Genomic DNA, 26,309 nt, shown 5'->3' on the forward strand with positions numbered 1-26,309 from the left:
TCTAGAATCATAATTAGTGTCTAGAGGCAAATGTGACTACAGAAACTGTCCATGCAGATGTACTCCTAGAGATGGAGTCTGTTGACGTAAAACCGTTTAGCAAACACGATAAAATCATTTTACGCTCATACGAAGCGGTAGTAGATGGTATCGCAAGTTTGATTGGTCCATTTTGTGAGATCGTTTTGCACTCACTCGAAGACTTGAATACGTCAGCGATAAAAATTGCCAATGGCGAGAATACTGGTAGGCAAGTTGGGTCTCCGATCACCGACTTAGCGCTTAAAATGCTGAAAGACATCGAGAAGTCTGAACGTAACTTCTCCCGCTCCTACTTCACTCGCGCCAAAGGCGGCGTGCTAATGAAGTCGATCACGATTGCCATTCGTAACGACGATAACCGCGTGATTGGATTGCTGTGTATCAACGTCAATTTAGATGCCCCTTTTTCACAAGTACTCCAATCCTTTATGCCTACCGACGAAGCAAATGATGCTGCATCGTCAGTTAACTTTGCCAGTGATGTGGAAGAGTTGGTGGATCAAACGGTTGAACGCACAATTGAAGAGATCAATGCGGACAAATCGGTCTCAAATAACACTAAGAATCGCCAAATCGTGATGGAGCTGTACGACAAAGGCATCTTCGACATCAAAGACGCTATAAACCGTGTCGCAGATCGTTTAAACATTTCTAAGCACACAGTGTATTTGTATATCCGCCAACGTAAGACTGAGGACGAAGAAATTTGAGTCTGAGCTACGCACTTGTTGTCACTGGTGATGTGTATGGCAATCAAGCCACACATATGGCGTTAGAGTTCGCAAAAGCTTTAGCGCAGTCTGAGCACAAGCTTAACAAGGTCTTCTTCTATCAGTCTGGCGTCAGTCAAGCAAGCGAGCTCGTGGTCCCGGCCAATGATGAGTTACATGTTGTGCAAAAGTGGCAAACACTTGCTCAACAGCATCAATTTGCGCTGGAAACCTGCGTTGCAGCGGCGTTAAGACGCGGCGTTGTCAGTGAAGACGAAGCCAAACAACATCAACTTGCTGCGCACAATGTAGCGCATTCTTTTGAGCAGGTTGGACTGGGAAGTCTTGCCGAGGCACTTTTAAGTTATGACAGGGTGGTGCAGTTTTGAGTGCAACTGGCTTTTTGTTTACTCAAGCCCCTCACACTACCGCAAGTGGTCGTGAAGGTTTAGACGCTGTGTTGGCAACCTCAGCCTACAGTGAAGAGTTATGCTGTCTATTTGTTGGTGAGGGCGTATTACAACTGTTATCGGCGCAAGAGCCTGAGGTGTTGAAGTTAAAAGATTATGTAAGCGCCTTTAAATTGCTCGACCTCTACGACATAGAAGAGGTATTTGTCAGTCATTCTGCATTAGGCAGTTATGGGCTGACTGCTGATGATTTGATCATCGACTGCGAGGTGCTAGACGATGGCGCCATGGCAGATACATTGGCAAAATGCGATAAAGTACTGAGGTTTTAAGCCATGTCGACATTACATATCATCAGCTCACTTGAGCAACTCAGTGTCGCATTGCCGTTTATCTCAAACGACGACCATCTTTTACTGATTCAACAGGCAGCGTATTTGGCGCTTGCCGAACATCCTAAGAAATCGTTATTGGAAAAAGTGAATTCGTATTCATTTCTCGACACTGACTTGTTGAGCCGTGGATTGATTCAACGTCATGATTCACAGGCTATTTCTATGGCAGGTTTCGTGGAACTCACTGCTCGCCACAGTAAGTCTATTCATTGGGGTTAAGGTAATCTTGCCTCACTGCCGCTCAAACGGTGTGAACGAAGTGGTTGCCTAGCCGCGTGCGGTTAAAAAAAGATCGTATATTCCTTGACACACCTCTCATCACTGCATAAAATTTCGCGTCCTTTAAAACCCTACTCTAACTAGAGTTTGTGGTGCAAAAGGACTAGATTTTTCACAAAAGCTTACTTTTAAGTAAATTTCAGGAGCTAGTTAATGGCAACTATTAACCAGTTGGTACGCAAGCCTCGTGCAAAGCAAGTTGTTAAAAGCAACGTGCCAGCACTAGAAGCGTGCCCACAAAAACGTGGTGTATGTACTCGTGTATACACTACAACCCCTAAAAAACCTAACTCGGCACTACGTAAAGTATGTCGTGTACGTCTAACTAACGGTTTTGAAGTAACTTCTTACATCGGCGGTGAAGGTCACAACCTTCAAGAGCACAGTGTTGTTCTTATCCGTGGCGGTCGTGTTAAAGACCTTCCTGGTGTACGTTACCACACTGTCCGTGGTGCACTTGACTGTGCAGGCGTTAATGACCGTAAGAAAGGTCGTTCTAAGTACGGTGTGAAGCGTCCTAAGTCTTAATCTCTTTCTGCAAAGAAAGGCGTTAAGTAAGGCCAAACACTTATTTTACATTTTATAGTTTTTATAAAACTGAAAAGTTTTGGAAAAAACCTGAAGAAGACAACGGAGAATTATCCATGCCACGTCGTCGCGTCATTGGTCAGCGTAAGATCCTTCCAGATCCTAAATTCAAATCAGAATTGCTGGCAAAATTCGTTAACATCCTTATGGTTGACGGTAAAAAATCTGTAGCAGAAAAAATTGTTTACACTGCACTAGACACTATGGCTGAGAAATCTGGTAAAGATCACTTAGCTGTATTTGAAGAAGCTCTTGAAAATGTTCGTCCAGCGGTAGAGGTTAAATCTCGCCGTGTGGGTGGTTCAACTTACCAAGTACCTGTAGAAGTTCGTCCGGTTCGCCGTAACGCTCTTGCTATGCGTTGGGTAGTTGAAGCTGCGCGTAAGCGTGGTGAAAAATCTATGGCTCAACGCCTAGCTGCTGAAATGCTAGATGCGTCTGAGAACAAAGGTACTGCGGTTAAGAAACGTGAAGACGTTCACCGCATGGCTGACGCTAACAAAGCGTTTGCTCATTACCGCTGGTAATGCCTTTAAGATGCTGCGGCTTGCCGCAGCATCTTACCTACTTCCCATAGGGCTTATTCATATTTCAAATGCCCCTTTATGCCATCGCTTCTTATAAGCGATAGTTTTGTATTTGAAACATCAATAATTCCTATTCATCGTTCTTAAAACTAAGGATGCAAAGTGGCTCGCAAAACCCCTATCGAGCGTTACCGTAACATCGGTATTGTGGCTCACGTAGATGCTGGTAAAACTACCACCAGTGAGCGAATTCTTTTTTATACTGGTCTTTCTCACAAAATTGGTGAAGTGCACGATGGTGCCGCCACCATGGACTGGATGGAACAAGAACAAGAACGCGGTATTACTATTACTTCCGCTGCGACCACCACTTTCTGGCGCGGTATGGAAGCACAATTCCCAGACCATCGTGTAAACATCATTGATACTCCAGGGCACGTTGACTTCACTATTGAAGTAGAGCGTTCTTTGCGCGTACTTGATGGTGCTGTAGTGGTATTTTGTGGTGCTTCTGGTGTTGAGCCTCAGTCTGAGACTGTTTGGCGTCAGGCCGACAAGTATCAAGTGCCTCGTATGGTTTTCGTCAACAAGATGGACCGTGCTGGTGCAGACTTCCTAGCCGTTGTTCAGCAAATCAAAGACCGTTTGGGTGCAACTCCAGTGCCTATTCAATTAAACATTGGCGCTGAAGAAAACTTCGAAGGTGTGGTTGATCTCATTAAGATGAAAGCCATCAACTGGAATGAAGCCGATCAAGGCATGACATTCAGTTATGAAGAGATCCCAGCCGATATGGTTGAGTTGGCAGAAGAGTACCGCACTGAGATGATCGAAGCGGCCGCTGAAGCCAACGAAGAGTTGATGGATAAGTACCTTGAAGAAGGCGAGTTGAGCGAAGAAGAGATCAAGCTCGGTCTTCGTACCCGTACTTTGAATAACGAAATCGTACTTGCGACTTGTGGCAGTGCCTTCAAAAACAAAGGCGTACAAGCGGTATTGGATGCTGTCATCGAATATCTTCCATCGCCAATCGACGTGCCAGCTATTAAAGGTGAAGATGACGATGAGAATGTCGTTGAGCGTCACGCTGACGACAACGAACCGTTTGCCGCACTTGCCTTTAAAATTGCTACCGACCCATTCGTGGGTACACTGACGTTTATGCGTGTTTACTCTGGAGTGATCAACTCGGGTGATGCGGTTTACAACTCAGTGAAAATGAAAAAAGAACGCCTCGGCCGTATTGTGCAGATGCATTCGAATAAACGCGAAGAGATCAAAGAAGTGCGCGCAGGCGATATCGCCGCTGCCATTGGTCTTAAAGACGTGACTACTGGTGATACTTTATGTAACCAAAATCATAAAGTGATTTTGGAGCGAATGGAGTTTCCTGAGCCTGTGATTCAGATTGCCGTAGAACCACGCTCTCAAGCGGATCAAGACAAAATGGGTATCGCGCTGGGTAAACTGGCTGCAGAAGATCCGTCTTTCCGCGTAGAAACAGACGACGAAACCGGTCAAACCTTGATTTCAGGTATGGGTGAACTACACCTAGATATCATCGTTGATCGAATGAAACGTGAGTTCAGCGTTGATTGTAACGTAGGTAAACCTCAAGTGGCTTACCGCGAAACAATCCGTGGAACAACAGAAATTGAAGGCAAATTTGTACGCCAATCTGGTGGTCGTGGTCAATATGGTCACGTATGGCTTAAGCTAGAACCAGCAGAGCAAGGTGAAGGGTTTGTCTTCGTGGACGAAATCGTGGGTGGTGTGATTCCAAAAGAGTACATCCCATCGGTAGCGAAAGGTATCGAAGAGCAGATGAACAATGGTGTCCTAGCTGGTTATCCAGTGCTGGATGTTAAAGCGACTCTGTTTGATGGCTCATTCCACGATGTCGATTCAAACGAGATGGCGTTTAAGATCGCTGGCTCGATGGCATTTAGAAGCGGTGCGCTTGAAGCGCAACCTGTCCTTCTTGAGCCAATGATGAAGGTTGAAGTAACCACTCCAGAAGATTGGATGGGTGATGTTGTAGGTGACTTAAACCGTCGCCGCGGCATGATCGAAGGTATGGACGAAGGCCACGCTGGTCTTAAAATCGTTCGTGCTCAAGTCCCATTGGCGGAGATGTTCGGTTACGCAACTGACTTACGTTCGGCAACTCAAGGCCGTGCTTCATACTCTATGGAATTCAACGAATACGCTGAAATTCCTAAGAATGTTGCACAAGGCATTATTGCAGAGCGTACTTAAGCAACTCGATAAATCGACATTTGTTGGATTGTTTAATAATGATTCTATTGCGCATTCGTTAGATGGCGCATAAAATAGCAAATTCTGGCGCGCCTTGACCTTGTTGTAGTCTTGGCGAATCAATAACTAGGAAGGAACACAATCGTGTCTAAAGAAAAATTTGAACGTACTAAACCGCACGTTAACGTTGGTACTATCGGCCACGTTGACCACGGTAAAACAACTCTAACTGCTGCTATCTGTACTACTTTGTCAAAAGTATACGGCGGTGAAGCGAAAGACTTCGCATCTATCGATAACGCTCCAGAAGAGCGTGAGCGCGGTATCACAATCGCAACTTCTCACGTAGAGTACGATACTCCATCTCGCCACTACGCACACGTAGACTGCCCAGGACACGCCGATTACGTTAAAAACATGATCACTGGTGCTGCGCAAATGGACGGTGGTATCCTAGTTGTTGCTGCGACTGATGGCCCAATGCCTCAAACTCGTGAGCACATCCTACTAGGCCGTCAGGTTGGTATCCCTTACATCATCGTATTCATGAACAAATGTGACATGGTTGATGATGAAGAGCTTCTTGAGCTAGTAGAAATGGAAGTTCGTGAACTTCTATCTGAATACGACTTCCCAGGCGACGACCTACCTGTAATCCAGGGTTCTGCTCTTGGCGCACTAAACGGCGAGAAAGAGTGGGAAGACAAAATCGTTGAGCTTGCAGAAGCACTAGATTCTTACATCCCAGAGCCAGAGCGTGCTGTTGATTTGCCATTCCTAATGCCAATCGAAGACGTATTCTCTATCCAAGGCCGTGGTACTGTAGTAACTGGTCGTATCGAGCGCGGTATCCTAAACGTAGGTGACGAAGTAGAAATCGTAGGTATTAAAGAAACTACAACTACTACTTGTACTGGTGTTGAAATGTTCCGTAAGCTGCTTGACGAAGGTCGTGCTGGTGAGAACGTTGGTGCACTTCTACGTGGTACTAAGCGTGAAGACGTTGAACGTGGTCAAGTTCTTGCAGCTCCTGGCTCAATCAACCCACACACTAAGTTCGAGTCTGAAGTATACGTACTTTCTAAAGACGAAGGCGGCCGTCATACTCCGTTCTTCAAAGGCTACCGTCCACAGTTCTACTTCCGTACAACTGACGTAACTGGTGATATCTCTCTACCAGAAGGCGTAGAAATGGTAATGCCTGGTGACAACATCCAAATGCAAGTTGAGCTAATCGCTCCAATCGCAATGGACGAAGGTCTACGTTTCGCTATCCGTGAAGGTGGCCGTACTGTAGGTGCTGGTGTTGTTGCTAAGATCTTTGACTAATATTTAGTTAAAATCTGCAAAACATTTTAAGGGAAGCTTCGGCTTCCCTTTTTTTATGTTTGACTACTATTTACGTTCTCTAAAATGGTATTAATGCTGATGTTTTGCCTTGTTCTCTGTGCGAGCATCGACCAATTAAGTCATGTTTTGAAATTAAGACTTTACCGGTATGTCTCAAAAATAACCGGCATCAGTCAGGAGCTGTGCTTAAAATTCTCTACTTCAGGTCACTTTGAAGGCATCGAGTATGGATTTTCGGCAGGATATTAATGGATTGAGAGCATTGGCGGTCGTCATAGTTGTGATATTTCACTTCTTTGGCAGTGCGCTACCTGGCGGATTTGTCGGTGTCGATGTTTTCTTTGTGATCTCCGGCTACTTAATGACAGGCATCATTGTTAGTCGCTTAGAAGAGCAGCGATTTCATTTATTGGGTTTTTATGGCGCCCGCGCAAAGCGAATTATCCCTGCTTTGCTCGCACTTTGCTTAGTGCTTTTTATTTTTGGAAATGCCTTTTTTAATCCACTCGATCTACAAACCCTCAACAAGCACATTTCAAGCAGCCTTCTCTTTTTCTCAAATTTTGTATACCTAACTGAGTCTGGCTACTTTAACGGAGCATCACACAGCAAGTGGTTGCTTCATACTTGGTCCCTGTCAGTAGAATGGCAATTTTACATACTTTATCCAATCGTATTGGCGATTTTGAGTCGCTATGTATCGATTAGAGCCATAAAGTTTATCGTACTTATCTTCACGCCAATCGCGTTCGCTATTAGCATGGCGATCACACATTTTTTACCTCTAGAGTCCTACTTTTTGTTTCCATCGAGAGCTTGGCAAATGATGCTCGGTGGTGTCGCATTTCTATTCCCACTGCCTACTCGCATATCAATGTTTACACGCTCTGTCATGGAAAAAGCCGGTGTGGCCGCAATAGTGTTTGCTTGCTTTATATTGTCGAAGAATGAAATTTGGCCAAACTCATTTGCACTCGTACCCGTCGGTGGTGCTTACTTGGTTATTTTGGCCAATAATTCCCAGAGTTTTGTACTTAATAATAAGGTTTCCCAAGCATTGGGTCTCTGGTCGTATTCCATTTATTTGTGGCATTGGCCGATTGTTGTTTTGGGCTACTTTTTAGAAAGCAAATTACTCGCTTACCTTGGAATACCTTTGTCGCTAGTGCTTGGATTTCTAAGCTACTCCATGATTGAAAAGCGCAACTTTTCAATGGGGACGCTTAAGTACTGGCCGGTTTCAATAGTGTTTTTAGTCGGTGTAAGTAGTAGCAGTGCTCAGTTTTTTTATACGGAAAGAGACATTTACACCAACTACCATAAATACGAGAGCTTATTGCTAGGTCACTATTTTTTGGGGACAGATGGCACGCTTACATATAATCAGAGCTTCGAGAAAAAGGTCATCAATCAAGGAAAGCCCTACCAATTTCTAATGCTTGGAGACAGTAACTCAGCCCACTTTGCTTACGGTATTTCTCTCAGTGAGCAAGTGAGTATTACACATAAATGGATTGGGTCTTGTCCTGGATTCATCGATTTGAACCCTAAGCCTCATTCTGCTTGGATGGATAAACACTGGGTAACAGAATGCAGAGAGTTGCACAAACTTATTCAAACTGAAAAGAATACACCGGTAATCTTGGCCCAATTTTGGGGACGTCGAGATTTTGAATGCGCGCGCAACTGTGAGGGATTCGATAGTCATCAGACGTACTATTCACTTTTGCGACAAGAACTCGGTAAGCTGGTTGAGTATATTGGTGACCGACCAGTGTTCATTGTTGGCCAAGTGCCAGCGCCGAAACGCTCGATGATTAAATGTCTTAAGAAATTAGATACATCGGACTGTGAGCGAAGTACGTCTGACTTTGATGGTGAGCGTATCCGCGACAATACTGTTCTTGAAAAGTTTGCTTCACAACATCTAAATGTCACCTTTATTAACCCATTTTCAGCGGTGTGTGATGCGCTAGGTGAGTGCAAAACTATCATTGAAGACGACAATATGTTCTTTGATGGCGGGCACCTATCCGCCTATGGGAGCCATCATTTTTGGCAATATATTGAGGCAGAAATCTTAACGTCGTTGAGTTCATCAACGGGAGCATTAACTCTGTCTAAAGCGCAACCTTGATATTCTGGGACAGCCGATTAGAAAAAGAACGCTTTTCAAACATAGACCTTAATGTCTCATGTTTGATTATGTCCCAGCAATGCAACGCTATCAAATTGACACTTTTTTGCCGCCATACATATAGTTGTTATCACACGGTTTACTTAGCGTAGATATGAGTAAGCTATTTTGTTCATTAAATTGGAATAAATGATGGCGATTAAGAGGGTAATGACCGTTTTTGGTACACGTCCAGAAGCGATAAAGATGGCACCTCTAGTGCATGCTTTGGCAACGGACGATCGTTTCGAAGTAACAGTTTGCGTGACGGCGCAGCATCGAGAGATGCTTGATCAGGTGCTTGAGTTATTTGAAATTGTACCGGACATTGACCTTAATTTAATGAAGGCCGGTCAAACCTTAAATCAAATCACCGCAAACATTTTACTCGAACTTAAACCCGCACTTCAGGAGATAAAGCCTGATGTCGTTTTGGTCCATGGGGATACGGCTACCACGTTTGCTGCGAGTCTAGCGTCCTACTATGAGCAAATACCCGTTGGCCATGTCGAGGCAGGGCTAAGAACGGGAAATCTATATTCTCCTTGGCCAGAAGAGGCAAACCGCAAACTAACAGGTAGCTTGACTCGCTATCACTTTGCGCCGACAGATACATCGAAAGATAACCTTACGAGAGAAAACTACTCTCCAGAAAACATTAGCGTCACAGGCAATACCGTCATCGACGCATTAATGTTGATCAAAAGTAAGATCGCGCAAGATACCGCGTTAGAAAACGATCTGAAAAGCGCCTTTCCATACTTAGACGAATCGAAAAAACTCATATTAGTCACTGGGCATCGAAGAGAAAACTTTGGTGATGGTTTTGAGCGAATTTGCCGGGCGATTGCGCAGGTTGCAACCTCCCACCCAGATGTTCAGGTTGTCTACCCAGTACACCTCAATCCAAATGTTAGAAAGCCAGTAAGTAGAATCCTAGAAGGCATCGATAATGTCCTCCTTATTGAGCCTCAAGAGTATCTACCTTTTATCTATCTAATGATGCGATCTCACCTAATTTTGACCGACTCTGGTGGTATTCAAGAAGAAGCACCTTCGCTCGGCAAACCAGTATTGGTTATGCGTGACACCACAGAGCGGCCAGAAGCTGTTGAAGCTGGGACCGTTAAACTGGTTGGTACAGAGGAGCATGTCATTGTGCAAAACATCGAAAAGTTACTGACGGATCCAAGTGCGTACGAAGCAATGAGCCGTGCCCATAATCCCTACGGTGACGGCAAAGCGTGTCAACGAATCTTAGAAGTCTTAGCTAAGTAGCGGCGAATGCGCTCTGGCTTAATTCATTTTTACAGGAAGTAGCAGTATGTCTTTTGAAACCATCTCCGTGATTGGATTGGGGTATATAGGTCTGCCAACCGCAGCTATGTTTGCATCTCGCAAGAAACAAGTCATTGGTGTTGACGTTAATCAAGATGCGGTCGATACGATTAACCGTGGTGAAATCCATATCGTCGAACCCGACCTCGATATGTTAGTGAGTGCAACGGTACAAAGAGGGTTTCTCAAAGCCGTAACTACTCCGGAGCCATCCGATGCTTTTTTAATCGCTGTTCCAACACCTTTCAAGCCTATTGATGATGCAAAGATCCCCGAGCCAGATATCAGCTACATCCATAATGCAGTAGAAGCCATTGCTCCAGTACTTAAAAAAGGGGACCTGGTCATTCTAGAGTCAACATCACCGGTAGGGACCACAGAGAAAATTGCTCAATGGTTAGCAAAATATCGTCAAGATCTGACCTTTCCCCAACAGGTCGGTGAAGGAGCAGATATAAATATTGCGCACTGTCCAGAACGTGTACTGCCAGGAAAGGTTGTTACCGAATTAGTGCATAACGACAGAGTTATTGGTGGTATGACACGTCGCTGCTCTGAACGGTCGGTTGAGCTATACAAAACCTTCGTCATGGGGGACTGTGTGATCACTAATGCTCGAACCGCTGAGATGGCCAAACTAACCGAAAACTCTTCGCGAGATGTACAAATTGCCTTTGCCAATGAGCTATCGATGATTTGTGATGAGTTAGACATTGATGTGTGGGAACTCATCTCGCTAGCGAATCGCCACCCAAGGGTCAATATACTGCAACCAGGACCAGGTGTAGGCGGGCATTGCATCGCTGTGGATCCGTGGTTTATCGTATCTAAAACGCCGGACATTGCTAAGATTATCCATACAGCACGAAAAGTGAATGATCATAAGCCTGAGTGGGTTATCGAGAAAGTAAATGCTGCAATCGGCAGTTATTTGCAGAAACATCCAGAAAAAACCGCAGCAGAAGTGACGATTGCTTGTTATGGCTTGACGTTTAAACCCGACATTGATGATCTCCGAGAGAGTCCAGCGCTGGATATTGCCAACACTATTGCCCGTGAGCATTGCGGTGAGGTATTAGCGATAGAGCCCAATATCAAAGTGTTGCCAGATACCACGCTTAGGCTGGTGACGATCGATGAATCACTGTCCAAGACAGACATTCATGTCATGTTAGTTGATCATAGCCAGTTTAAAAAAATAAAGCTCAACGACGAGTTTGTAATAGATACCAAAGGGATCTGGTGATGAGATATCAACCGCGAACCACCCAGGTTACCACTATGTACCATGAGGTCCGATTATGAAGATATTACATATTTTCGACCATACCATTCCACTACAGAGTGGCTATACCTTTCGCAGCTTGTCGATACTCAAGCATCAACGAGACCTTGGTATAGAGACCTGCCATGTGAGCGGCGATAAGCAGGGGGCAACCACTCAATCTAAAGAGCACGTCGACGGATACGATTTTTATCGTACCCCTGTAGGGATGCTTAATAAGATCCCAGTAGTCAATCAATGGCAGACTATCAATAGTTTAGCGAAAAGAATTGTGGAAGTAGCGAAGCTAGAAAAGCCCGATATTCTCCATGCTCACTCCCCAGCGCTAAATGGGCTGGCGGCACTAAAGGCTTCCAAGCAATTGGGTATTCCCGTGGTCTACGAAATACGTGCCTTTTGGGAAGATGCTGCTGTCGATCATGGTACCTGTAAGGAAGGGGATGTTCGCTATAAGATCACTCGTCACCTTGAGAACCGCGTGGTTTCACAAGCCGATGGTGTGACGACAATTTGTGAGGGGCTAAAGAACGATTTGATTTCTCGAGCGCTCACCCCTAATCAACCTATCGTTATTCCAAATGCCGTTAATGCGGAGCGTTTTACCATGGTAGATGGCAGAGACGCAGAGCTTGAGGCCGAACTAAACCTCCAAGGTAAAAAAGTCATTGGCTTCATTGGATCTATGTATGCGTACGAAGGAATAGACACCTTGGTATCAGCATTAAGTGAGCTTGTGAAAAGCATACCTGATGTCCAACTGCTACTGGTGGGTGGAGGACCGCAATATGACAATATAGTGCAGCAGGTGAAAAAGTTGGGTTTGACGAATAATGTGATTTTCACAGGGCGAGTTGCGCATGAGGACGTCAATCGTTACTACAGCTTGTTTGATTTACTCGTATATCCAAGACAGTCGATGCGTTTAACCGATTTAGTGACACCGCTTAAACCGTTGGAAGCGATGGCTCAAGGAGTACCACTATTAGCCTCCGATGTAGGAGGGCATCAAGAGTTGATTGAGGATGGGGTGACCGGCTATTTGTTTGAAGCGGATAACCAAGCCCAATTAGTCAAAAAACTACAATATTTGCTGTCTAAGACGGATCTAGGAGATTCCACTAGAGATAACGGTCGTAACTTTGTCGAGCAAGTACGTAATTGGAAAGTGAGCGTCGGTAATTATCCTCCTTTGTATGAACAGGTTTTAACCAACTCTTAGACACTAGAAAGCAAAATTTGTATCGAGAAAGTAAAAGCGACTTAGCCTAAAAATAGTGCCGTTGGCCTCTTAACTTAAGAGTCCAGCGGCTTTTCAGCATCTACCGCCACAGCAAATTGAATAAAATCTCATCACCTCTTGCATCCCAAATTGTGATCTGTATAATACCGCGCACTGGCCTAGCCAGTTGTGAACCAATGGGCACTGAGGAGCTTGGTTTTCAAAGGGGTTAACCCAACTTGAAAATCTATAGGTAATGTATACTCAGCTTATGTTCGCAGTTAATAAAATTTAGTACTTGTCGGGGACACCGTCGTAAGACAGAGTCAACCAGCAAGCTAGCTAATCACTTTTAGCTGACAAGTCTCCTAATTTTGGAGACAACGGTTTCACATGAATCAATCGCACATTCTCTCGTATTTACGAGTCGGAGTGGCGATATTGTTTGTGTAATTTAATTAATTTGGAGCTCTGTCTCATGCAGAACCAACGTATTCGTATCCGCCTTAAAGCTTTCGATTATAAACTAATCGACGCTTCAACTGCGGAAATCGTTGAAACAGCTAAGCGTACCGGCGCGCAGGTTCGTGGTCCTATTCCACTTCCTACTCGTAAAGAACGTTTCACTGTTCTTATCTCTCCTCACGTAAACAAAGACGCGCGTGACCAGTACGAGATTCGTACTCACAAGCGTTTGATCGACATCGTAGAACCAACTGACAAGACTGTTGATGCTCTTATGCGTCTAGACCTTGCAGCTGGTGTTGATGTTCAAATCAGCCTAGGTTAAGGGAGATTAGAATAATGATTGGTCTAGTCGGACGTAAAGTGGGTATGACCCGCGTATTTACCGAAGAAGGCGTTTCTATCCCAGTAACTGTTGTAGAAGTAGAACAAAACCGTGTTACTCAAGTACGTACACTTGAGCAAGATGGCTACGCTGCAATCCAAGTTACTTCGGGAGCTAAGAAAGCTAGCCGTGTTTCTAAGCCAGAAGCTGGCCACTTTGCGAAAGCAGGTGTTGAAGCAGGTCGCGGTCTTTGGGAATTCCGTTTGGAAAACGGCGAAGAGTTTGAAGTTGGCGCTGAGCTAAACGTAGAACTTTTCAACGAAATTAAAAAAGTAGACGTTACTGGTACATCTAAAGGTAAAGGCTTCCAAGGCGCTGTTAAGCGTTGGAACTTCTCTACTCAAGATATGACTCACGGTAACTCCTTGTCTCACCGTGCACCGGGTTCAATTGGCCAATGTCAAACTCCAGGTCGCGTATTTAAAGGCAAGAAAATGGCTGGTCACATGGGTGCTGAGCGTGTTACGACTCAAAACCTTGAGATCGTACGTGTTGACGCTGAGCGTAATCTGCTTCTTATTAAAGGTGCAGTACCAGGCGCAGTTGGCGGCAACGTAGTTGTTAAACCAGCTGTTAAAGCATAACGTCTAGGAGTAAGTAATGGAACTAATGGTTAAAGGTGCTGATGCACTAACTGTTTCCGAGACTACTTTCGGACGTGAGTTTAACGAATCACTTGTACACCAAGTAGTTGTTGCGTATGCAGCAGGTGCTCGTCAAGGTACTCGTGCTCAAAAAACTCGTTCTGAAGTATCTGGTGGCGGCGCTAAACCTTGGCGTCAAAAAGGCACTGGCCGCGCTCGTGCTGGTACAATCCGTAGCCCTATTTGGCGCTCGGGTGGTGTTACTTTTGCTGCGAAACCTCAAGATCACAGCCAAAAAGTAAACAAAAAAATGTACCGCGGTGCAATGCGCAGCATTCTTTCTGAGCTCGTTCGTCAAGAGCGTCTAGTTGTTGTAGACAACTTCTCAGTTGAAGCGCCGAAAACTAAAGAGCTTGTAGCTAAGCTGAAAGAGCTTGAGCTAACTGATGCTCTTATCGTGACTAGTGAAGTAGATGAGAATCTATTCCTAGCTGCTCGCAACCTATACAAAGTTGACGCACGTGACGTTGCTGGTATTGACCCAGTTTCGCTAATCGCGTTTGACAAAGTAGTAATGACTGCTGATGCAGTTAAGCAAGTTGAGGAGATGCTGGCATGATCACTGAAGAGCGTCTACTAAAAGTACTACGTGCTCCTCTTATCTCTGAAAAAGCAACTATGACTGCTGAGAAAGCGAACACTATCGTTTTCAAAGTAGCTATCGATGCAACTAAGAAAGAGATCAAAGCAGCAGTAGAAAAGCTATTTGAAGTTGAAGTTAAGTCTGTAAATACTCTTATCACTAAGGGTAAGACCAAACGTCAAGGTCTACGCCAAGGTCGCCGCAGCGACGTTAAAAAAGCGTACGTTATCTTGAAAGAAGGTCAAGATCTTGACTTCGTTGGCGGTGCGGAATAACAGGAGTAGTTAAAAAATGGCTATTGTTAAATGTAAGCCGACTTCCCCTGGTCGTCGTCACGTAGTTAAAGTTGTTAACGCTGACCTTCACAAAGGTAAGCCTTACGCTCCACTTCTAGAGAAAAACTCTAAGAACGGTGGTCGTAACAACAACGGTCGTATTACAGTTCGTCACATCGGCGGTGGTCACAAGCACCACTACCGTGTAGTTGACTTTAAACGTAACAAAGACGGTATCCCAGCGAAAGTTGAGCGTCTTGAATACGATCCAAACCGTAGCGCAAACATCGCTCTAGTTCTGTACGCAGACGGCGAGCGTCGCTACATCATCGCACCTAAAGGCATTGCTGCTGGTGACCAAATTCAATCTGGTGTTGATGCACCGATTAAAGCTGGTAACACACTTCCAATGCGTAACATCCCTGTAGGTTCTACAGTTCACTGTGTTGAACTTAAGCCTGGGAAAGGTGCACAAATTGCTCGTTCTGCAGGTGCATACGCACAAATCGTCGCTCGCGACGGTGCATATGTTACTGTACGCCTACGTTCAGGCGAAATGCGCAAAGTACTATCTGAAGGCCGTGCAACAATCGGTGAAGTAGGTAATGCTGAGCACATGCTACGTGAACTAGGTAAAGCTGGTGCTTCACGCTGGCGCGGCGTACGTCCAACCGTACGTGGTGTAGTAATGAACCCAGTTGACCACCCACACGGTGGTGGTGAAGGTCGTACTTCTGGTGGCCGTCACCCAGTATCTCCTTGGGGTCAGCCTACTAAAGGCTTTAAGACTCGTAAGAACAAGCGCACTGACAAGTACATCGTACGTCGTCGTAACAAGTAATCTATAAAGAGGAATCGCCATGCCACGTTCTCTCAAGAAAGGTCCTTTTATTGACCTGCACTTGCTGAAGAAGGTAGAGAAAGCGGTAGAGAACGGTGAGAAAAAACCAATTAAGACTTGGTCTCGTCGTTCAATGATCATCCCAACAATGATTGGTTTGACTATCGCTGTCCATAACGGCCGTCAACACGTTCCAGTATTTGTAACCGAAGAAATGATCGGTCACAAACTGGGCGAATTCGCACCAACTCGTACTTATCGCGGCCATGCTGCAGATAAGAAAGCTAAGAAGAAATAAGGAGTAGATGATGGAAGCTATCGCTAAACATAACTTTGCTCGTATTTCTCCACAGAAAGCTCGCTTAGTTGCAGATCAGATCCGCGGCAAAAACGTAGATCAAGCTCTAGAACTTCTAACTTTCAGCAACAAAAAAGCTGCTGAATTGGTTAAGAAAGTTCTTGAATCAGCAATCGCTAACGCGGAACACAACGAAGGTGCGGATATTGACGACTTAAATGTCGCCAAGATCTTCGTAGATGAGGGCCCTATCATGAAGCGTATTATGCCTCGTGCTAAAGGCCGTGCGGACCGTATCTTGAAGCGTTCTTGCCACATCACTGTTGTTGTTGCAGACCGCTAAAAGACTAGGAGATTAAGCAATGGGTCAGAAAGTACATCCAAATGGCATCCGTCTTGGCATTGTCAAGCCGTGGAATGCTACATGGTTTGCTAATACCAAAGAATTCGCTGACAACCTAGACGGCGACTTCAAGGTACGTCAGTTCCTTACTAAGGAACTAGCTAAAGCCTCTCTTTCACGTATCGTTATCGAGCGTCCTGCTAAGAGCATCCGTGTGACTATTCACACTGCTCGTCCAGGCGTTGTAATCGGTAAGAAAGGCGAAGACGTAGAAAAGCTACGCACAGCTGTAGCAAAAATCGCAGGTGTACCAGCGCAAATTAACATCGCTGAAGTACGTAAGCCTGAGCTGGACGCACAACTTGTGGGTGACAGCATCGCGTCTCAACTAGAGCGTCGCGTTATGTTCCGTCGTGCTATGAAGCGCGCGGTACAGAATGCTATGCGTCTAGGCGCTAAAGGTATCAAAGTGGAAGTAAGCGGTCGTCTAGGCGGCGCTGAAATCGCACGTTCTGAGTGGTACCGTGAAGGCCGTGTGCCTCTACACACTCTACGTGCTGACATTGATTACGCAACTTCTTCGGCTCACACCCAATACGGTGTGATCGGCATTAAGACTTGGATCTTCAAAGGTGAGATTCTTGGCGGTATGCCTGCTGCTAACGCAGTGGAGCCGAAAGGCGATAAGCCTAAGAAGCAGCGTAAAGGCCGTAAGTAAGGAGTCGACAGATGCTACAACCTAAACGCACTAAGTTCCGTAAGGTTCAAACAGGTCGTAACCGTGGTCTTGCTAAAGGTACCGATGTAAGCTTTGGTACTTTCGGTCTGAAAGCAGTCGGCCGTGGCCGAATCACTGCTCGTCAAATCGAAGCAGCACGTCGTGCTATGACGCGTCACGTAAAACGTCAAGGTCAAATCTGGATTCGTATTTTTCCAGACAAACCGATCACTGAAAAACCACTAGAAGTTCGTCAGGGTAAGGGTAAAGGTAACGTTGAGTACTGGGTAGCCCAAATCCAACCTGGAAAGGTTATGTACGAAATGGACGGTGTACCTGAAGAGTTGGCACGTGAAGCGTTCCGCCTAGCGGCGCGTAAACTGCCTATCAAAACAACATTTGTAACGAAGCAGGTGATGTGATGAAAGCACAAGATCTACGTGAAAAAAGCGTTGAAGAGCTAAACAAAGAACTAATTGAATTGCTACGTGAACAGTTTAACTTGCGCATGCAAGCTGCGACTGGTCAACTACAGCAAACTCATACTTTGAAAGCTGTACGTCGTGATATCGCACGTGTTAAAACCGTTTTGACTGAGAAGGCAGGCGCATAATGAGCGACAAAATCCGTACTTCACTTGGTCGTGTTGTTAGTGACAAAGGCGATAAGTCTATTGTTGTTGCTATCGAGCGCATGGTTAAACACCCAATTTACGGCAAGTTCGTAAAGCGCACGACTAAAATACACGCACATGACGAAAACAACGAGTGTGGCCTAGGCGATACTGTTGAGATTCGTGAATGTCGTCCACTGTCTAAGACTAAATCTTGGACTTTGGTTAAAGTTGTAGAAAAAGCGAAAATCTAATTTTCGTTATTTTTTAACAACTTAAAGCGGCCTCTAGAGAAATTTAGGGGCCGTTTATTTTTTGTCTACCCAATCACAAAAAAGGGTGGTACAATTCGCGTCCCTTTTAAAGAGGCAGCCCGACCCGAGAGGGTCTAGTTTTTAATATTTAGCGGAGCACTAACAATGATCCAAATGCAAAGTACACTTGACGCTGCAGATAACTCTGGCGCGCGCAAGGTAATGTGTATTAAGGTTCTGGGTGGCTCACACCGTCGTTATGCACACATCGGTGACATCATCAAAGTTACTGTGAAGGAAGCAATTCCTCGCGGTAAAGTAAAAAAAGGTGATGTTCTGAAGGCGGTTGTAGTTCGCACCCGTAAAGGCGTACGTCGTCCAGACGGTTCTGTCATTCGCTTCGACCGTAATGCTTGTGTATTGTTGAATGACACTACTGAGCAACCAGTCGGCACTCGTATCTTTGGTCCAGTGACTCGTGAACTTCGTAATGCGAAATTCATGAAGATCGTTTCTCTGGCACCAGAAGTACTGTAAGGAGCGAAAAAAATGGCAGCTAAAATCCGTCGTAATGACGAAGTAATCGTTCTTGCTGGGAAAGACAAAGGCAAGAAAGGTAAAGTAACTAAGGTTCTAACTACTGGTAAAGTTATCGTTGAAGGTATCAACCTAGTTAAGAAACACCAGAAACCTGTTCCAGCTCTTAATGTCCAAGGTGGCATTGTTGAGCAAGAAGCAGCGATCGACGTTTCTAACGTGGCAATCTTTAACGCGGCTACTGGTAAAGCAGACCGTATCGGTTTCCGTTTCGAAGATGGCAAGAAAGTTCGTTTCTTCAAGTCTAACAACGAAACCATTTCTAACTAACAATAGAAGTAATTTGGAGTTCAACTATGGCGAAACTGCATGATTACTACAAGTCGTCTGTAGTTGCTGAACTGACCAAAGAGTTCAGCTACTCAAGCGTCATGCAAGTCCCTAGAATCGAAAAGATCACCCTTAACATGGGTGTAGGTGAAGCAATCAACGATAAGAAACTTCTAGAGAACGCAGCGGGTGATATGGCGACCATTTCTGGTCAAAAGCCACTTATCACTAAAGCGCGTAAATCTGTTGCAGGTTTCAAAATCCGCGAAGGCTACCCAATCGGTTGTAAAGTAACCTTGCGTGGCGAACGTATGTGGGATTTTCTAGAGCGTCTTATTAACATCGCTCTTCCACGTGTACGTGATTTCCGTGGTGTTAGCGCTAAGTCTTTTGACGGACGCGGTAACTACAGCATGGGCGTTCGCGAGCAAATCATCTTCCCGGAGATCGACTTTGATAAAGTTGATCGTGTACGCGGTCTTGATATCACTATCACGACATCAGCGAACACCGATGAGGAAGGCCGTGCTCTGCTGGCTGCCTTTAACTTCCCATTCCGCAAGTAAGGTGAAGGGTTACTGTTATGGCTAAACAATCTATGAAGGCACGTGAAGATAAGCGTGCAAAATTAGTAGCTAAGTACGCTGAAAAGCGTCGTGAGCTAAAAAACATCATTAGTGATGTGAACGTATCTGAAGAAGATCGTTGGAATGCAGTTCTTAAACTTCAAGAACTTCCACGTGATTCAAGTGCATCGCGTCAGCGTAACCGCTGCAACCAAACTGGTCGCCCACACGGTTACCTACGTAAGTTCGGCCTAAGTCGTATTAAAGTTCGTGAAGCTTGCATGAAAGGCGAGATTCCTGGACTTCGTAAGGCTAGCTGGTAATTGCCACTTAATCATTTGGAGTAAAGTTTATGAGCATGCAAGATCCGATTTCGGATATGCTGACCCGCATTCGTAACGGTCAGGCAGCAAACAAAGTTGCTGTTAAAATGCCTTCTTCAAAGCTTAAAGTTGCAATCGCTGCTTTGCTGAAAAACGAAGGTTACATCACAGACTTCGCTGTTGCCGGCGAAGCAAAACCAGAGCTAGAAGTTACCCTTAAGTACTTCCAAGCGAAACCAGTAATCGAGCAAATCCAACGTGTTTCACGTCCAGGTCTTCGTGTTTACAAAAACAAAGACCACCTTCCATCAGTGATGGGCGGTTTGGGTATTGCTGTGGTATCTACTTCCAAGGGTCTGATGTCAGACCGTGCAGCGCGTAAAGCGGGCCTTGGCGGTGAAATCATCTGTTACGTAGCTTAATAGGAGTAGACTATGTCTCGTGTTGCTAAAGCACCTGTCGCTATTCCTGCTGGCGTAGAGGTGAAACTAAACGGCCAAGAAATTACAATCAAAGGCGCAAAGGGCGAGCTTACTCGTTCTCTTAACGCTGCTGTTGTAATTGCTCAGGAAGATAACAACCTAACGTTCGGCCCTAAAGAAGGCGCTGATAAAGCATGGGCTCAAGCAGGTACTGCTCGCGCTCTTGTTAACAACATGGTTGTTGGTGTTACTGAAGGCTTCACTAAGAAGCTTGTACTTAAAGGTGTAGGTTACCGTGCTGCCATTAAAGGCAAATCAGTAGCTCTTACTTTGGGTTTCTCTCACCCTGTTGAGCATGAACTACCTGAAGGCATCAAAGCTGAATGTCCTAGCCAAACTGAAATTATTCTAACTGGTTGTGATAAACAACTTGTTGGACAAGTTGCGGCAGATATTCGCTCTTACCGTGAGCCTGAGCCTTACAAAGGTAAAGGTGTTCGTTACGCAGATGAACATGTGCGTACTAAAGAAGCTAAGAAGAAGTAAGGTAACACTATGGATAAGAAAGCATCTCGCATCCGTCGTGCTACGCGTGCACGTCGTAAGATTGCTGAACTTCGCGTTAATCGCTTAGTTATACACCGTACTCCAAGTCACGTGTATGCCCAAGTGATTGCACCAAACGGCTCTGAGGTTATCGCTGCAGCTTCTACTGTAGAAAAAGCGATCCGTGAGCAAGTTAAGAACACTGGTAACATCGACGCAGCTAAAGCGGTAGGTAAAGCTATTGCTGAACGTGCTCTTGAAAAGGGCATCACATCAGTTGCATTTGATCGTTCTGGTTTCCAATACCACGGTCGAGTAGCGGCGCTAGCAGATTCTGCTCGCGAAGCTGGTCTGAAATTCTAAGGTAGGGTTGATCGATGGCTAAAGAACAACAACAAGCTTCAGATTTGCAAGAGAAACTAATCGCAGTTAACCGTGTTGCTAAAACGGTTAAAGGTGGTCGAATCTTTAGCTTTACTGCACTAACAGTAGTTGGTGACGGTAATGGTCGTGTAGGTTTCGGTTACGGCAAAGCCCGTGAAGTACCTGCTGCGATTCAAAAAGCAATGGAAAAAGCACGTCGTAACATGGTTACGATCGCGCTTAACGAAGGCACTCTTCACCACGCGGTGAAAGGTCGTCACACTGGCTCTAAAGTCTACATGCAACCAGCTGCCGAAGGTACTGGTATCATCGCTGGCGGTGCAATGCGTGCAGTACTTGAAGTTGTAGGTGTTCACAACGTATTAGCGAAAGCGTACGGTTCAACGAACCCTATCAACGTAGTTCGTGCGACTATTGATGGTTTGAGCGGTATGAACTCTCCGGAGATGATTGCTGCTAAACGTGGTCTAACTGTTGAATCTATTTCGGAGTAATTGACTATGGCAACTATCAAAGTTACGCAAACTAAAAGCGCAATTGGGCGCCTACCTAAGCACAAATTGTGCTTGAAAGGTCTAGGCCTTCGTAAAATCAACCATACAGTAGAACTTGAAGATACTCCGTCAGTACGCGGAATGATCAACAAGGTTTACTATATGGTAAAAGTTGAGGAGTAATCAGAATGCGTTTGAATACTCTATCACCGGCTGCTGGCTCTAAACCTTCTAAGAAGCGTGTAGGTCGTGGTATCGGTTCTGGCCTAGGTAAAACTGGTGGCCGTGGCCATAAAGGTCAAAAGTCTCGTTCAGGCGGCAGCGTACGTCCTGGTTTTGAAGGCGGTCAAATGCCTTTGAAACAACGTCTACCTAAGTTCGGCTTCACTTCTCGCAAGAGCCTAGTGTCAGCTGAAGTTCGCCTAAGCGAACTAGCTAAGGTAACTGGTGACGTTGTAGATCTAAACAGCCTAAAAGCTGCTAACGTAATCACTAAGAACGTTTTGTTCGCGAAAGTTGTACTTTCTGGTGACATTACTAAAGCAGTGACTGTTAAAGGTCTTCGCGTAACTAAAGGCGCTAAAGCTGCAATCGAAGCCGCAGGCGGCAAAATCGAAGCTTAATCTTCGAAGGAAAGGTACAGATGGCAAAGAAACCAGGAAATGATTTTAATAGTGCAAAGAGCGGCCTAGCCGAGCTCCGCGCGCGTCTCTTCTTCGTATTTGGCGCGTTATTGGTGTTCCGTATGGGTTCGTTTATACCGCTACCTGGTGTTGACGCTAATGTACTTGCCAACTTGTTCGAACAGCAACAAGGCACCATCATTGAGATGTTTAACATGTTCTCTGGTGGTGCACTTGAGCGTGCATCTATATTCGCTTTGGGCATCATGCCGTATATTTCGGCATCGATTGTAGTCCAACTGTTGACTGTTGTTCACCCCGCTCTAGCTGAGCTCAAAAAAGAGGGTGAATCTGGTCGTAAGAAGATCAGTCAGTACACTAGATATGGAACGCTCGTACTTGCAACATTCCAAGCAATAGGTATCGCAACAGGGCTACCAAGCATGGTCGATAATCTGGTTGTTATCAACCAAACCATGTTTACCCTACTTGCTACCGTGAGTTTAGTAACCGGCACCATGTTCTTGATGTGGTTAGGTGAACAAATTACTGAGCGTGGAATTGGTAATGGTATTTCAATCATTATCTTTGCAGGTATTGTTGCTGGTTTGCCTTCGGCAATCGGTCAAACAATTGAGCAAGCGCGTCAAGGCGAACTAAACGCACTTCTTTTAGTGTTGATTGGGGTACTCGCATTTGCGGTTATCTACTTTGTTGTATTCATGGAACGTGGTCAACGTCGTATCGTCGTTAACTACGCCAAGCGTCAACAAGGGCGTAAAGTGTTTGCTGCACAAAGCTCTCACTTACCGCTTAAGATCAACATGGCTGGTGTAATTCCAGCAATCTTTGCATCGAGCATCATACTGTTCCCAGGTACCCTGGCACAGTGGTTTGGTGGCAACGGTGAAGGTACTTTCGGATGGTTAACAGACCTTTCGTTAGCACTGAGCCCGGGCCAACCTCTCTATGTGATGCTATACGCTGCAGCGATTATATTTTTCTGCTTCTTCTACACGGCGTTGGTTTTCAACCCGCGTGAAACAGCAGATAACTTGAAGAAGTCTGGTGCGTTCGTACCCGGTATCCGCCCAGGTGAACAGACAGCAAGATACATTGATAAAGTGATGACACGTTTAACCCTAGCGGGCGCGTTGTATATTACTTTTATCTGTCTGATTCCAGAGTTTATGATGATCGCGTGGAACGTTAGGTTCTACTTCGGTGGTACATCACTGCTTATCGTAGTGGTTGTAATCATGGACTTTATGGCACAGGTACAGACTCATTTGATGTCACAACAGTATGAGTCTGTGTTGAAAAAGGCAAATCTTAAGGGTTACGGCCGTTAATCGGCGGTAGTCTTTGGATTTCAATTACGGAGTTTAGCAATGAAAGTTCGTGCTTCCGTTAAAAAAATCTGCCGTAACTGTAAAATCATTAAGCGCAACGGTGTTGTGCGTGTGATTTGCAGTGAGCCAAAGCATAAGCAACGCCAAGGCTAATTAGCAGAAATTTTTACTTGAAATATAAGGTATGGTCGAGTATATTCCTCGGCCTACCTTTTGCGTGCAAAAGAAGTAGTACGCCGCAACGTATCCTCTACGGGCTTTGTTGCGGTAAATTCTTTTTAGAAAACTAGGAGTGAATAGTGGCCCGTATAGCAGGCATTAACATTCCTGATCATAAGCATGCCGTAATCGCACTAACTGCGATCTTCGGTATCGGTAAAACTCGCTCTCAAGCTATTTTAGCTGAGGTGGGTATTGCTGAAAGCACTAAGATCAGTGAACTCAATGAAGAACAGATCGATCAACTGCGTGATGGTGTAGCTAAATACACTGTGGAAGGTGATCTACGTCGTGAAGTATCAATGAACATCAAGCGTCTTATGGACCTTGGCTGTTACCGTGGTCTTCGTCATCGTCGCAGTCTACCTCTACGTGGACAGCGTACTAAAACCAACGCTCGCACCCGTAAGGGTCCGCGTAAGCCGATCAAGAAATAGTCGGAAGGGTAAAGTACAATGGCAAAACAACCAACACGCGCTCGTAAGCGCGTACGCAAGCAAGTTGCTGATGGCGTAGCGCACATTCATGCATCTTTCAATAACACAATCGTTACCATCACTGACCGTCAAGGCAACGCTTTAGCGTGGGCCACTGCCGGTGGTTCAGGTTTCCGTGGTTCTCGTAAGTCTACTCCGTTCGCAGCACAGGTTGCCGCAGAACGCGCAGGTGAAATGGCTAAAGAATACGGTCTTAAAAACTTGGAAGTTATGGTTAAGGGCCCAGGTCCAGGTCGTGAGTCAACTATCCGTGCACTAAACGCTGCTGGATACCGCATCACTAACATCGTTGATGCAACTCCGATCCCACATAACGGTTGTCGTCCACCTAAGAAACGTCGCGTTTAAGTTTCGTTTCTAGGAATATTGGAGAAAGAACATGGCTAGATATTTGGGTCCTAAGCTGAAGCTTAGCCGTCGCGAAGGTACTGACTTATTCCTTAAGTCTGGTGTCCGCGCGATCGATACCAAGTGTAAAATTGATAATGCCCCAGGTGTACACGGCGCTCGTCGCGGTCGTCTATCTGAATACGGCATTCAGCTTCGTGAGAAGCAAAAAGTTCGTCGTACTTACGGCGTACTAGAAAAACAATTCCGTAACTACTACAAAGAAGCTGCGCGTCTTAAAGGCAACACAGGTGAAAACCTACTTCAGCTTCTTGAAGGTCGTCTTGATAACGTAGTTTACCGTATGGGCTTTGGTGCAACTCGCGCTGAATCTCGTCAACTAGTTAGCCACAAAGCTATCCTAGTTAACGGTAAAGTTGTAAACGTTCCTTCTTTCAAAGTAGCGGCTAACGACGTTGTGACTATCCGCGAGAAAGCTCAAAAGCAAGCTCGTATTAAGGCAGCTCTAGAAGTTGCTGATCAACGCGAAAAACCAACTTGGATTGAAGTAGATGCTAGCAAGATGGAAGGTACTTTCAAGCGTATGCCTGAACGTTCTGATCTGTCAGCTGACATCAACGAACACCTGATCGTCGAACTTTACTCTAAGTAAGGTTTAAACTAAAGAGAGGACACAATGCAGGGTTCTGTAACAGAATTTCTTAAGCCACGTCTTGTTGACATCGAACAGATCAACACGACACACGCAAAAGTAACTCTTGAGCCATTAGAGCGTGGTTTTGGCCACACTCTTGGTAATGCACTTCGCCGTATTCTACTATCTTCAATGCCAGGTTGCGCAGTAACAGAAGTAGAAATCGAAGGCGTATTGCACGAGTACAGCACTAAAGAAGGCGTTCAAGAAGATATTCTTGAAATCCTACTTAACCTTAAAGGGTTGGCTGTACGAGTAGCCGAAGGCAAAGATGAAGTGTTTATTACACTTAACAAGTCAGGCTCAGGCCCTGTTGTTGCAGGTGACATCACCCATGATGGTGATGTAGAGATCGCTAACCCAGAGCACGTTATTTGTCACCTAACGGATGACAACGCTGAGATCGCTATGCGCATCAAAGTTGAACGTGGTCGTGGTTATGTTCCGGCTTCCGCTCGCATCCATACTGAAGAAGATGAGCGTCCTATTGGTCGTTTGCTTGTAGACGCGACTTTCAGCCCAGTAGACAAAATTGCCTACTCTGTTGAAGCAGCTCGTGTTGAACAACGCACTGACTTGGACAAGCTCGTTATCGATATGGAAACGAACGGTACTCTTGAACCAGAGGAAGCTATCCGTCGCGCAGCTACAATCCTAGCTGAGCAATTGGATGCATTCGTAGATCTTCGTGATGTACGAGTTCCTGAGGAGAAAGAAGAGAAGCCAGAGTTCGATCCGATCCTACTACGTCCTGTAGACGATCTTGAACTAACAGTACGCTCTGCTAACTGTTTGAAAGCAGAAGCGATTCACTACATCGGTGATCTTGTGCAGCGCACTGAGGTTGAGTTACTTAAAACTCCAAACCTTGGTAAGAAATCTCTTACAGAGATTAAAGACGTTCTTGCGTCTCGTGGACTGTCTCTAGGTATGCGCCTAGAAAACTGGCCACCAGCGTCAATTGCAGAAGATTAATC

At 45.3% G+C, this 26,309-nt stretch carries 39 protein-coding genes; all 39 read left to right on the plus strand.

The window, feature by feature from the left end:
- The first annotated feature begins 71 nt into the window (after positions 1-71).
- The 39 genes from JQC93_RS12770 to JQC93_RS12960 all read left to right on the plus strand — a co-directional run bounded on the left by JQC93_RS12770 (position 72) and on the right by JQC93_RS12960 (position 26,307).
- Positions 72-752 carry a helix-turn-helix transcriptional regulator gene (locus JQC93_RS12770; protein WP_084885301.1) on the plus strand — a complete coding sequence of 227 codons (681 nt, stop codon included), beginning with the start codon at positions 72-74 and terminating at the stop codon, positions 750-752.
- Between the two features lie 56 nt (positions 753-808).
- Complete coding sequence (tusD, locus tag JQC93_RS12775; protein ID WP_236009567.1) at positions 809-1,141, plus strand: sulfurtransferase complex subunit TusD; 333 nt, start codon at positions 809-811, stop codon at positions 1,139-1,141.
- A complete protein-coding gene (gene tusC, locus JQC93_RS12780) occupies positions 1,138-1,494 on the plus strand; it encodes a sulfurtransferase complex subunit TusC (RefSeq protein ID WP_205158846.1) in 357 nt (118 codons plus the stop codon). The genes tusD and tusC overlap by 4 nt, the downstream gene beginning before the upstream one ends.
- Positions 1,495-1,497: 3 nt before the next feature.
- On the plus strand, positions 1,498-1,776 hold the full coding sequence (locus JQC93_RS12785; RefSeq protein ID WP_205158847.1) for a DsrH/TusB family sulfur relay protein: 279 nt from the start codon (positions 1,498-1,500) through the stop codon (positions 1,774-1,776).
- Positions 1,777-1,989: 213 nt separating this feature from the next.
- The gene (gene rpsL, locus JQC93_RS12790; RefSeq protein WP_005417208.1) at positions 1,990-2,364 is read left to right on the plus strand and encodes a 30S ribosomal protein S12; all 375 of its coding nucleotides are present in this window, start codon (positions 1,990-1,992) and stop codon (positions 2,362-2,364) included.
- Positions 2,365-2,480: 116 nt separating this feature from the next.
- Positions 2,481-2,951 carry a 30S ribosomal protein S7 gene (gene rpsG / locus JQC93_RS12795; protein WP_084885310.1) on the plus strand — a complete coding sequence of 157 codons (471 nt, stop codon included), beginning with the start codon at positions 2,481-2,483 and terminating at the stop codon, positions 2,949-2,951.
- Positions 2,952-3,113: 162 nt separating this feature from the next.
- Entirely contained in the window at positions 3,114-5,210 is a 2,097-nt protein-coding gene (fusA, locus tag JQC93_RS12800) for an elongation factor G (protein WP_205158848.1), read from the plus strand.
- A gap of 144 nt (positions 5,211-5,354) precedes the next feature.
- Entirely contained in the window at positions 5,355-6,539 is a 1,185-nt protein-coding gene (tuf, locus tag JQC93_RS12805) for an elongation factor Tu (protein ID WP_205158849.1), read from the plus strand.
- Positions 6,540-6,786: 247 nt separating this feature from the next.
- Positions 6,787-8,697, plus strand: coding sequence for an acyltransferase family protein (locus JQC93_RS12810; protein ID WP_205158850.1), 1,911 nt, complete (start codon positions 6,787-6,789; stop codon positions 8,695-8,697).
- Between the two features lie 192 nt (positions 8,698-8,889).
- Positions 8,890-10,014 (plus strand): non-hydrolyzing UDP-N-acetylglucosamine 2-epimerase, encoded by a 1,125-nt coding sequence (wecB, locus tag JQC93_RS12815; protein ID WP_236009554.1) that lies wholly within the window; start codon positions 8,890-8,892, stop codon positions 10,012-10,014.
- 46 nt (positions 10,015-10,060) lie between these two features.
- Positions 10,061-11,320 (plus strand): UDP-N-acetyl-D-mannosamine dehydrogenase, encoded by a 1,260-nt coding sequence (gene wecC, locus JQC93_RS12820; protein ID WP_205158851.1) that lies wholly within the window; start codon positions 10,061-10,063, stop codon positions 11,318-11,320.
- Positions 11,321-11,375: 55 nt separating this feature from the next.
- Positions 11,376-12,578: a TIGR04063 family PEP-CTERM/XrtA system glycosyltransferase gene (locus tag JQC93_RS12825; protein ID WP_205158852.1), complete on the plus strand. Its 1,203-nt coding sequence runs from the start codon at positions 11,376-11,378 to the stop codon at positions 12,576-12,578.
- A 478-nt stretch (positions 12,579-13,056) separates the two neighbouring features.
- Entirely contained in the window at positions 13,057-13,368 is a 312-nt protein-coding gene (rpsJ, locus tag JQC93_RS12830) for a 30S ribosomal protein S10 (RefSeq protein WP_001181007.1), read from the plus strand.
- 14 nt (positions 13,369-13,382) lie between these two features.
- Complete coding sequence (gene rplC, locus JQC93_RS12835; RefSeq protein ID WP_084888983.1) at positions 13,383-14,012, plus strand: 50S ribosomal protein L3; 630 nt, start codon at positions 13,383-13,385, stop codon at positions 14,010-14,012.
- A 16-nt stretch (positions 14,013-14,028) separates the two neighbouring features.
- The gene (rplD, locus tag JQC93_RS12840) at positions 14,029-14,631 is read left to right on the plus strand and encodes a 50S ribosomal protein L4 (protein ID WP_084888984.1); all 603 of its coding nucleotides are present in this window, start codon (positions 14,029-14,031) and stop codon (positions 14,629-14,631) included.
- Positions 14,628-14,930 (plus strand): 50S ribosomal protein L23, encoded by a 303-nt coding sequence (rplW, locus tag JQC93_RS12845; protein WP_084888985.1) that lies wholly within the window; start codon positions 14,628-14,630, stop codon positions 14,928-14,930. Before rplD ends, rplW begins: the two co-directional genes overlap by 4 nt.
- A gap of 16 nt (positions 14,931-14,946) precedes the next feature.
- On the plus strand, positions 14,947-15,771 hold the full coding sequence (rplB, locus tag JQC93_RS12850) for a 50S ribosomal protein L2 (RefSeq protein ID WP_205158853.1): 825 nt from the start codon (positions 14,947-14,949) through the stop codon (positions 15,769-15,771).
- 19 nt (positions 15,772-15,790) lie between these two features.
- Positions 15,791-16,069, plus strand: coding sequence for a 30S ribosomal protein S19 (rpsS, locus tag JQC93_RS12855; RefSeq protein WP_205158854.1), 279 nt, complete (start codon positions 15,791-15,793; stop codon positions 16,067-16,069).
- A 10-nt stretch (positions 16,070-16,079) separates the two neighbouring features.
- On the plus strand, positions 16,080-16,412 hold the full coding sequence (gene rplV / locus JQC93_RS12860) for a 50S ribosomal protein L22 (protein ID WP_084888988.1): 333 nt from the start codon (positions 16,080-16,082) through the stop codon (positions 16,410-16,412).
- A gap of 19 nt (positions 16,413-16,431) precedes the next feature.
- Complete coding sequence (gene rpsC, locus JQC93_RS12865; protein WP_084888989.1) at positions 16,432-17,130, plus strand: 30S ribosomal protein S3; 699 nt, start codon at positions 16,432-16,434, stop codon at positions 17,128-17,130.
- A gap of 11 nt (positions 17,131-17,141) precedes the next feature.
- Complete coding sequence (gene rplP, locus JQC93_RS12870) at positions 17,142-17,552, plus strand: 50S ribosomal protein L16 (protein ID WP_084888990.1); 411 nt, start codon at positions 17,142-17,144, stop codon at positions 17,550-17,552.
- Positions 17,552-17,743, plus strand: coding sequence for a 50S ribosomal protein L29 (gene rpmC / locus JQC93_RS12875; protein ID WP_084888991.1), 192 nt, complete (start codon positions 17,552-17,554; stop codon positions 17,741-17,743). The genes rplP and rpmC overlap by 1 nt, the downstream gene beginning before the upstream one ends.
- Positions 17,743-17,997, plus strand: coding sequence for a 30S ribosomal protein S17 (rpsQ, locus tag JQC93_RS12880; protein WP_084888992.1), 255 nt, complete (start codon positions 17,743-17,745; stop codon positions 17,995-17,997). Before rpmC ends, rpsQ begins: the two co-directional genes overlap by 1 nt.
- Positions 17,998-18,162: 165 nt before the next feature.
- Positions 18,163-18,534: a 50S ribosomal protein L14 gene (rplN, locus tag JQC93_RS12885; RefSeq protein ID WP_006075569.1), complete on the plus strand. Its 372-nt coding sequence runs from the start codon at positions 18,163-18,165 to the stop codon at positions 18,532-18,534.
- Positions 18,535-18,546: 12 nt separating this feature from the next.
- Positions 18,547-18,864: a 50S ribosomal protein L24 gene (gene rplX, locus JQC93_RS12890; protein WP_084888993.1), complete on the plus strand. Its 318-nt coding sequence runs from the start codon at positions 18,547-18,549 to the stop codon at positions 18,862-18,864.
- A gap of 26 nt (positions 18,865-18,890) precedes the next feature.
- Complete coding sequence (rplE, locus tag JQC93_RS12895) at positions 18,891-19,430, plus strand: 50S ribosomal protein L5 (protein WP_205158855.1); 540 nt, start codon at positions 18,891-18,893, stop codon at positions 19,428-19,430.
- A 17-nt stretch (positions 19,431-19,447) separates the two neighbouring features.
- A complete protein-coding gene (gene rpsN, locus JQC93_RS12900; protein WP_084888995.1) occupies positions 19,448-19,753 on the plus strand; it encodes a 30S ribosomal protein S14 in 306 nt (101 codons plus the stop codon).
- A gap of 29 nt (positions 19,754-19,782) precedes the next feature.
- Entirely contained in the window at positions 19,783-20,175 is a 393-nt protein-coding gene (rpsH, locus tag JQC93_RS12905; RefSeq protein ID WP_205158856.1) for a 30S ribosomal protein S8, read from the plus strand.
- Positions 20,176-20,187: 12 nt separating this feature from the next.
- Positions 20,188-20,721, plus strand: a complete 534-nt coding sequence (gene rplF, locus JQC93_RS12910) for a 50S ribosomal protein L6 (protein WP_205158857.1) — start codon at positions 20,188-20,190, stop codon at positions 20,719-20,721.
- Positions 20,722-20,730: 9 nt separating this feature from the next.
- Positions 20,731-21,084, plus strand: coding sequence for a 50S ribosomal protein L18 (gene rplR / locus JQC93_RS12915; RefSeq protein WP_084888998.1), 354 nt, complete (start codon positions 20,731-20,733; stop codon positions 21,082-21,084).
- Between the two features lie 14 nt (positions 21,085-21,098).
- The gene (gene rpsE / locus JQC93_RS12920; protein ID WP_084888999.1) at positions 21,099-21,599 is read left to right on the plus strand and encodes a 30S ribosomal protein S5; all 501 of its coding nucleotides are present in this window, start codon (positions 21,099-21,101) and stop codon (positions 21,597-21,599) included.
- A gap of 6 nt (positions 21,600-21,605) precedes the next feature.
- A complete protein-coding gene (gene rpmD / locus JQC93_RS12925; RefSeq protein WP_084889000.1) occupies positions 21,606-21,782 on the plus strand; it encodes a 50S ribosomal protein L30 in 177 nt (58 codons plus the stop codon).
- 5 nt (positions 21,783-21,787) lie between these two features.
- Positions 21,788-22,222, plus strand: a complete 435-nt coding sequence (gene rplO / locus JQC93_RS12930; protein ID WP_205158858.1) for a 50S ribosomal protein L15 — start codon at positions 21,788-21,790, stop codon at positions 22,220-22,222.
- Positions 22,223-22,242: 20 nt separating this feature from the next.
- The gene (gene secY, locus JQC93_RS12935) at positions 22,243-23,574 is read left to right on the plus strand and encodes a preprotein translocase subunit SecY (RefSeq protein ID WP_205158859.1); all 1,332 of its coding nucleotides are present in this window, start codon (positions 22,243-22,245) and stop codon (positions 23,572-23,574) included.
- A 39-nt stretch (positions 23,575-23,613) separates the two neighbouring features.
- The gene (rpmJ, locus tag JQC93_RS12940; protein WP_039969906.1) at positions 23,614-23,727 is read left to right on the plus strand and encodes a 50S ribosomal protein L36; all 114 of its coding nucleotides are present in this window, start codon (positions 23,614-23,616) and stop codon (positions 23,725-23,727) included.
- 146 nt (positions 23,728-23,873) lie between these two features.
- Positions 23,874-24,230, plus strand: coding sequence for a 30S ribosomal protein S13 (gene rpsM, locus JQC93_RS12945; RefSeq protein ID WP_084889003.1), 357 nt, complete (start codon positions 23,874-23,876; stop codon positions 24,228-24,230).
- Between the two features lie 18 nt (positions 24,231-24,248).
- Entirely contained in the window at positions 24,249-24,638 is a 390-nt protein-coding gene (gene rpsK, locus JQC93_RS12950) for a 30S ribosomal protein S11 (RefSeq protein ID WP_004398450.1), read from the plus strand.
- A gap of 31 nt (positions 24,639-24,669) precedes the next feature.
- A complete protein-coding gene (gene rpsD / locus JQC93_RS12955) occupies positions 24,670-25,290 on the plus strand; it encodes a 30S ribosomal protein S4 (RefSeq protein WP_084889004.1) in 621 nt (206 codons plus the stop codon).
- A gap of 24 nt (positions 25,291-25,314) precedes the next feature.
- The gene (locus tag JQC93_RS12960; protein ID WP_084889005.1) at positions 25,315-26,307 is read left to right on the plus strand and encodes a DNA-directed RNA polymerase subunit alpha; all 993 of its coding nucleotides are present in this window, start codon (positions 25,315-25,317) and stop codon (positions 26,305-26,307) included.
- Positions 26,308-26,309: the final 2 nt, after the last annotated feature.

The sequence above is a fragment of the Vibrio ulleungensis genome, from assembly GCF_016900875.1.
GTDB lineage: Bacteria > Pseudomonadota > Gammaproteobacteria > Enterobacterales > Vibrionaceae > Vibrio > Vibrio ulleungensis.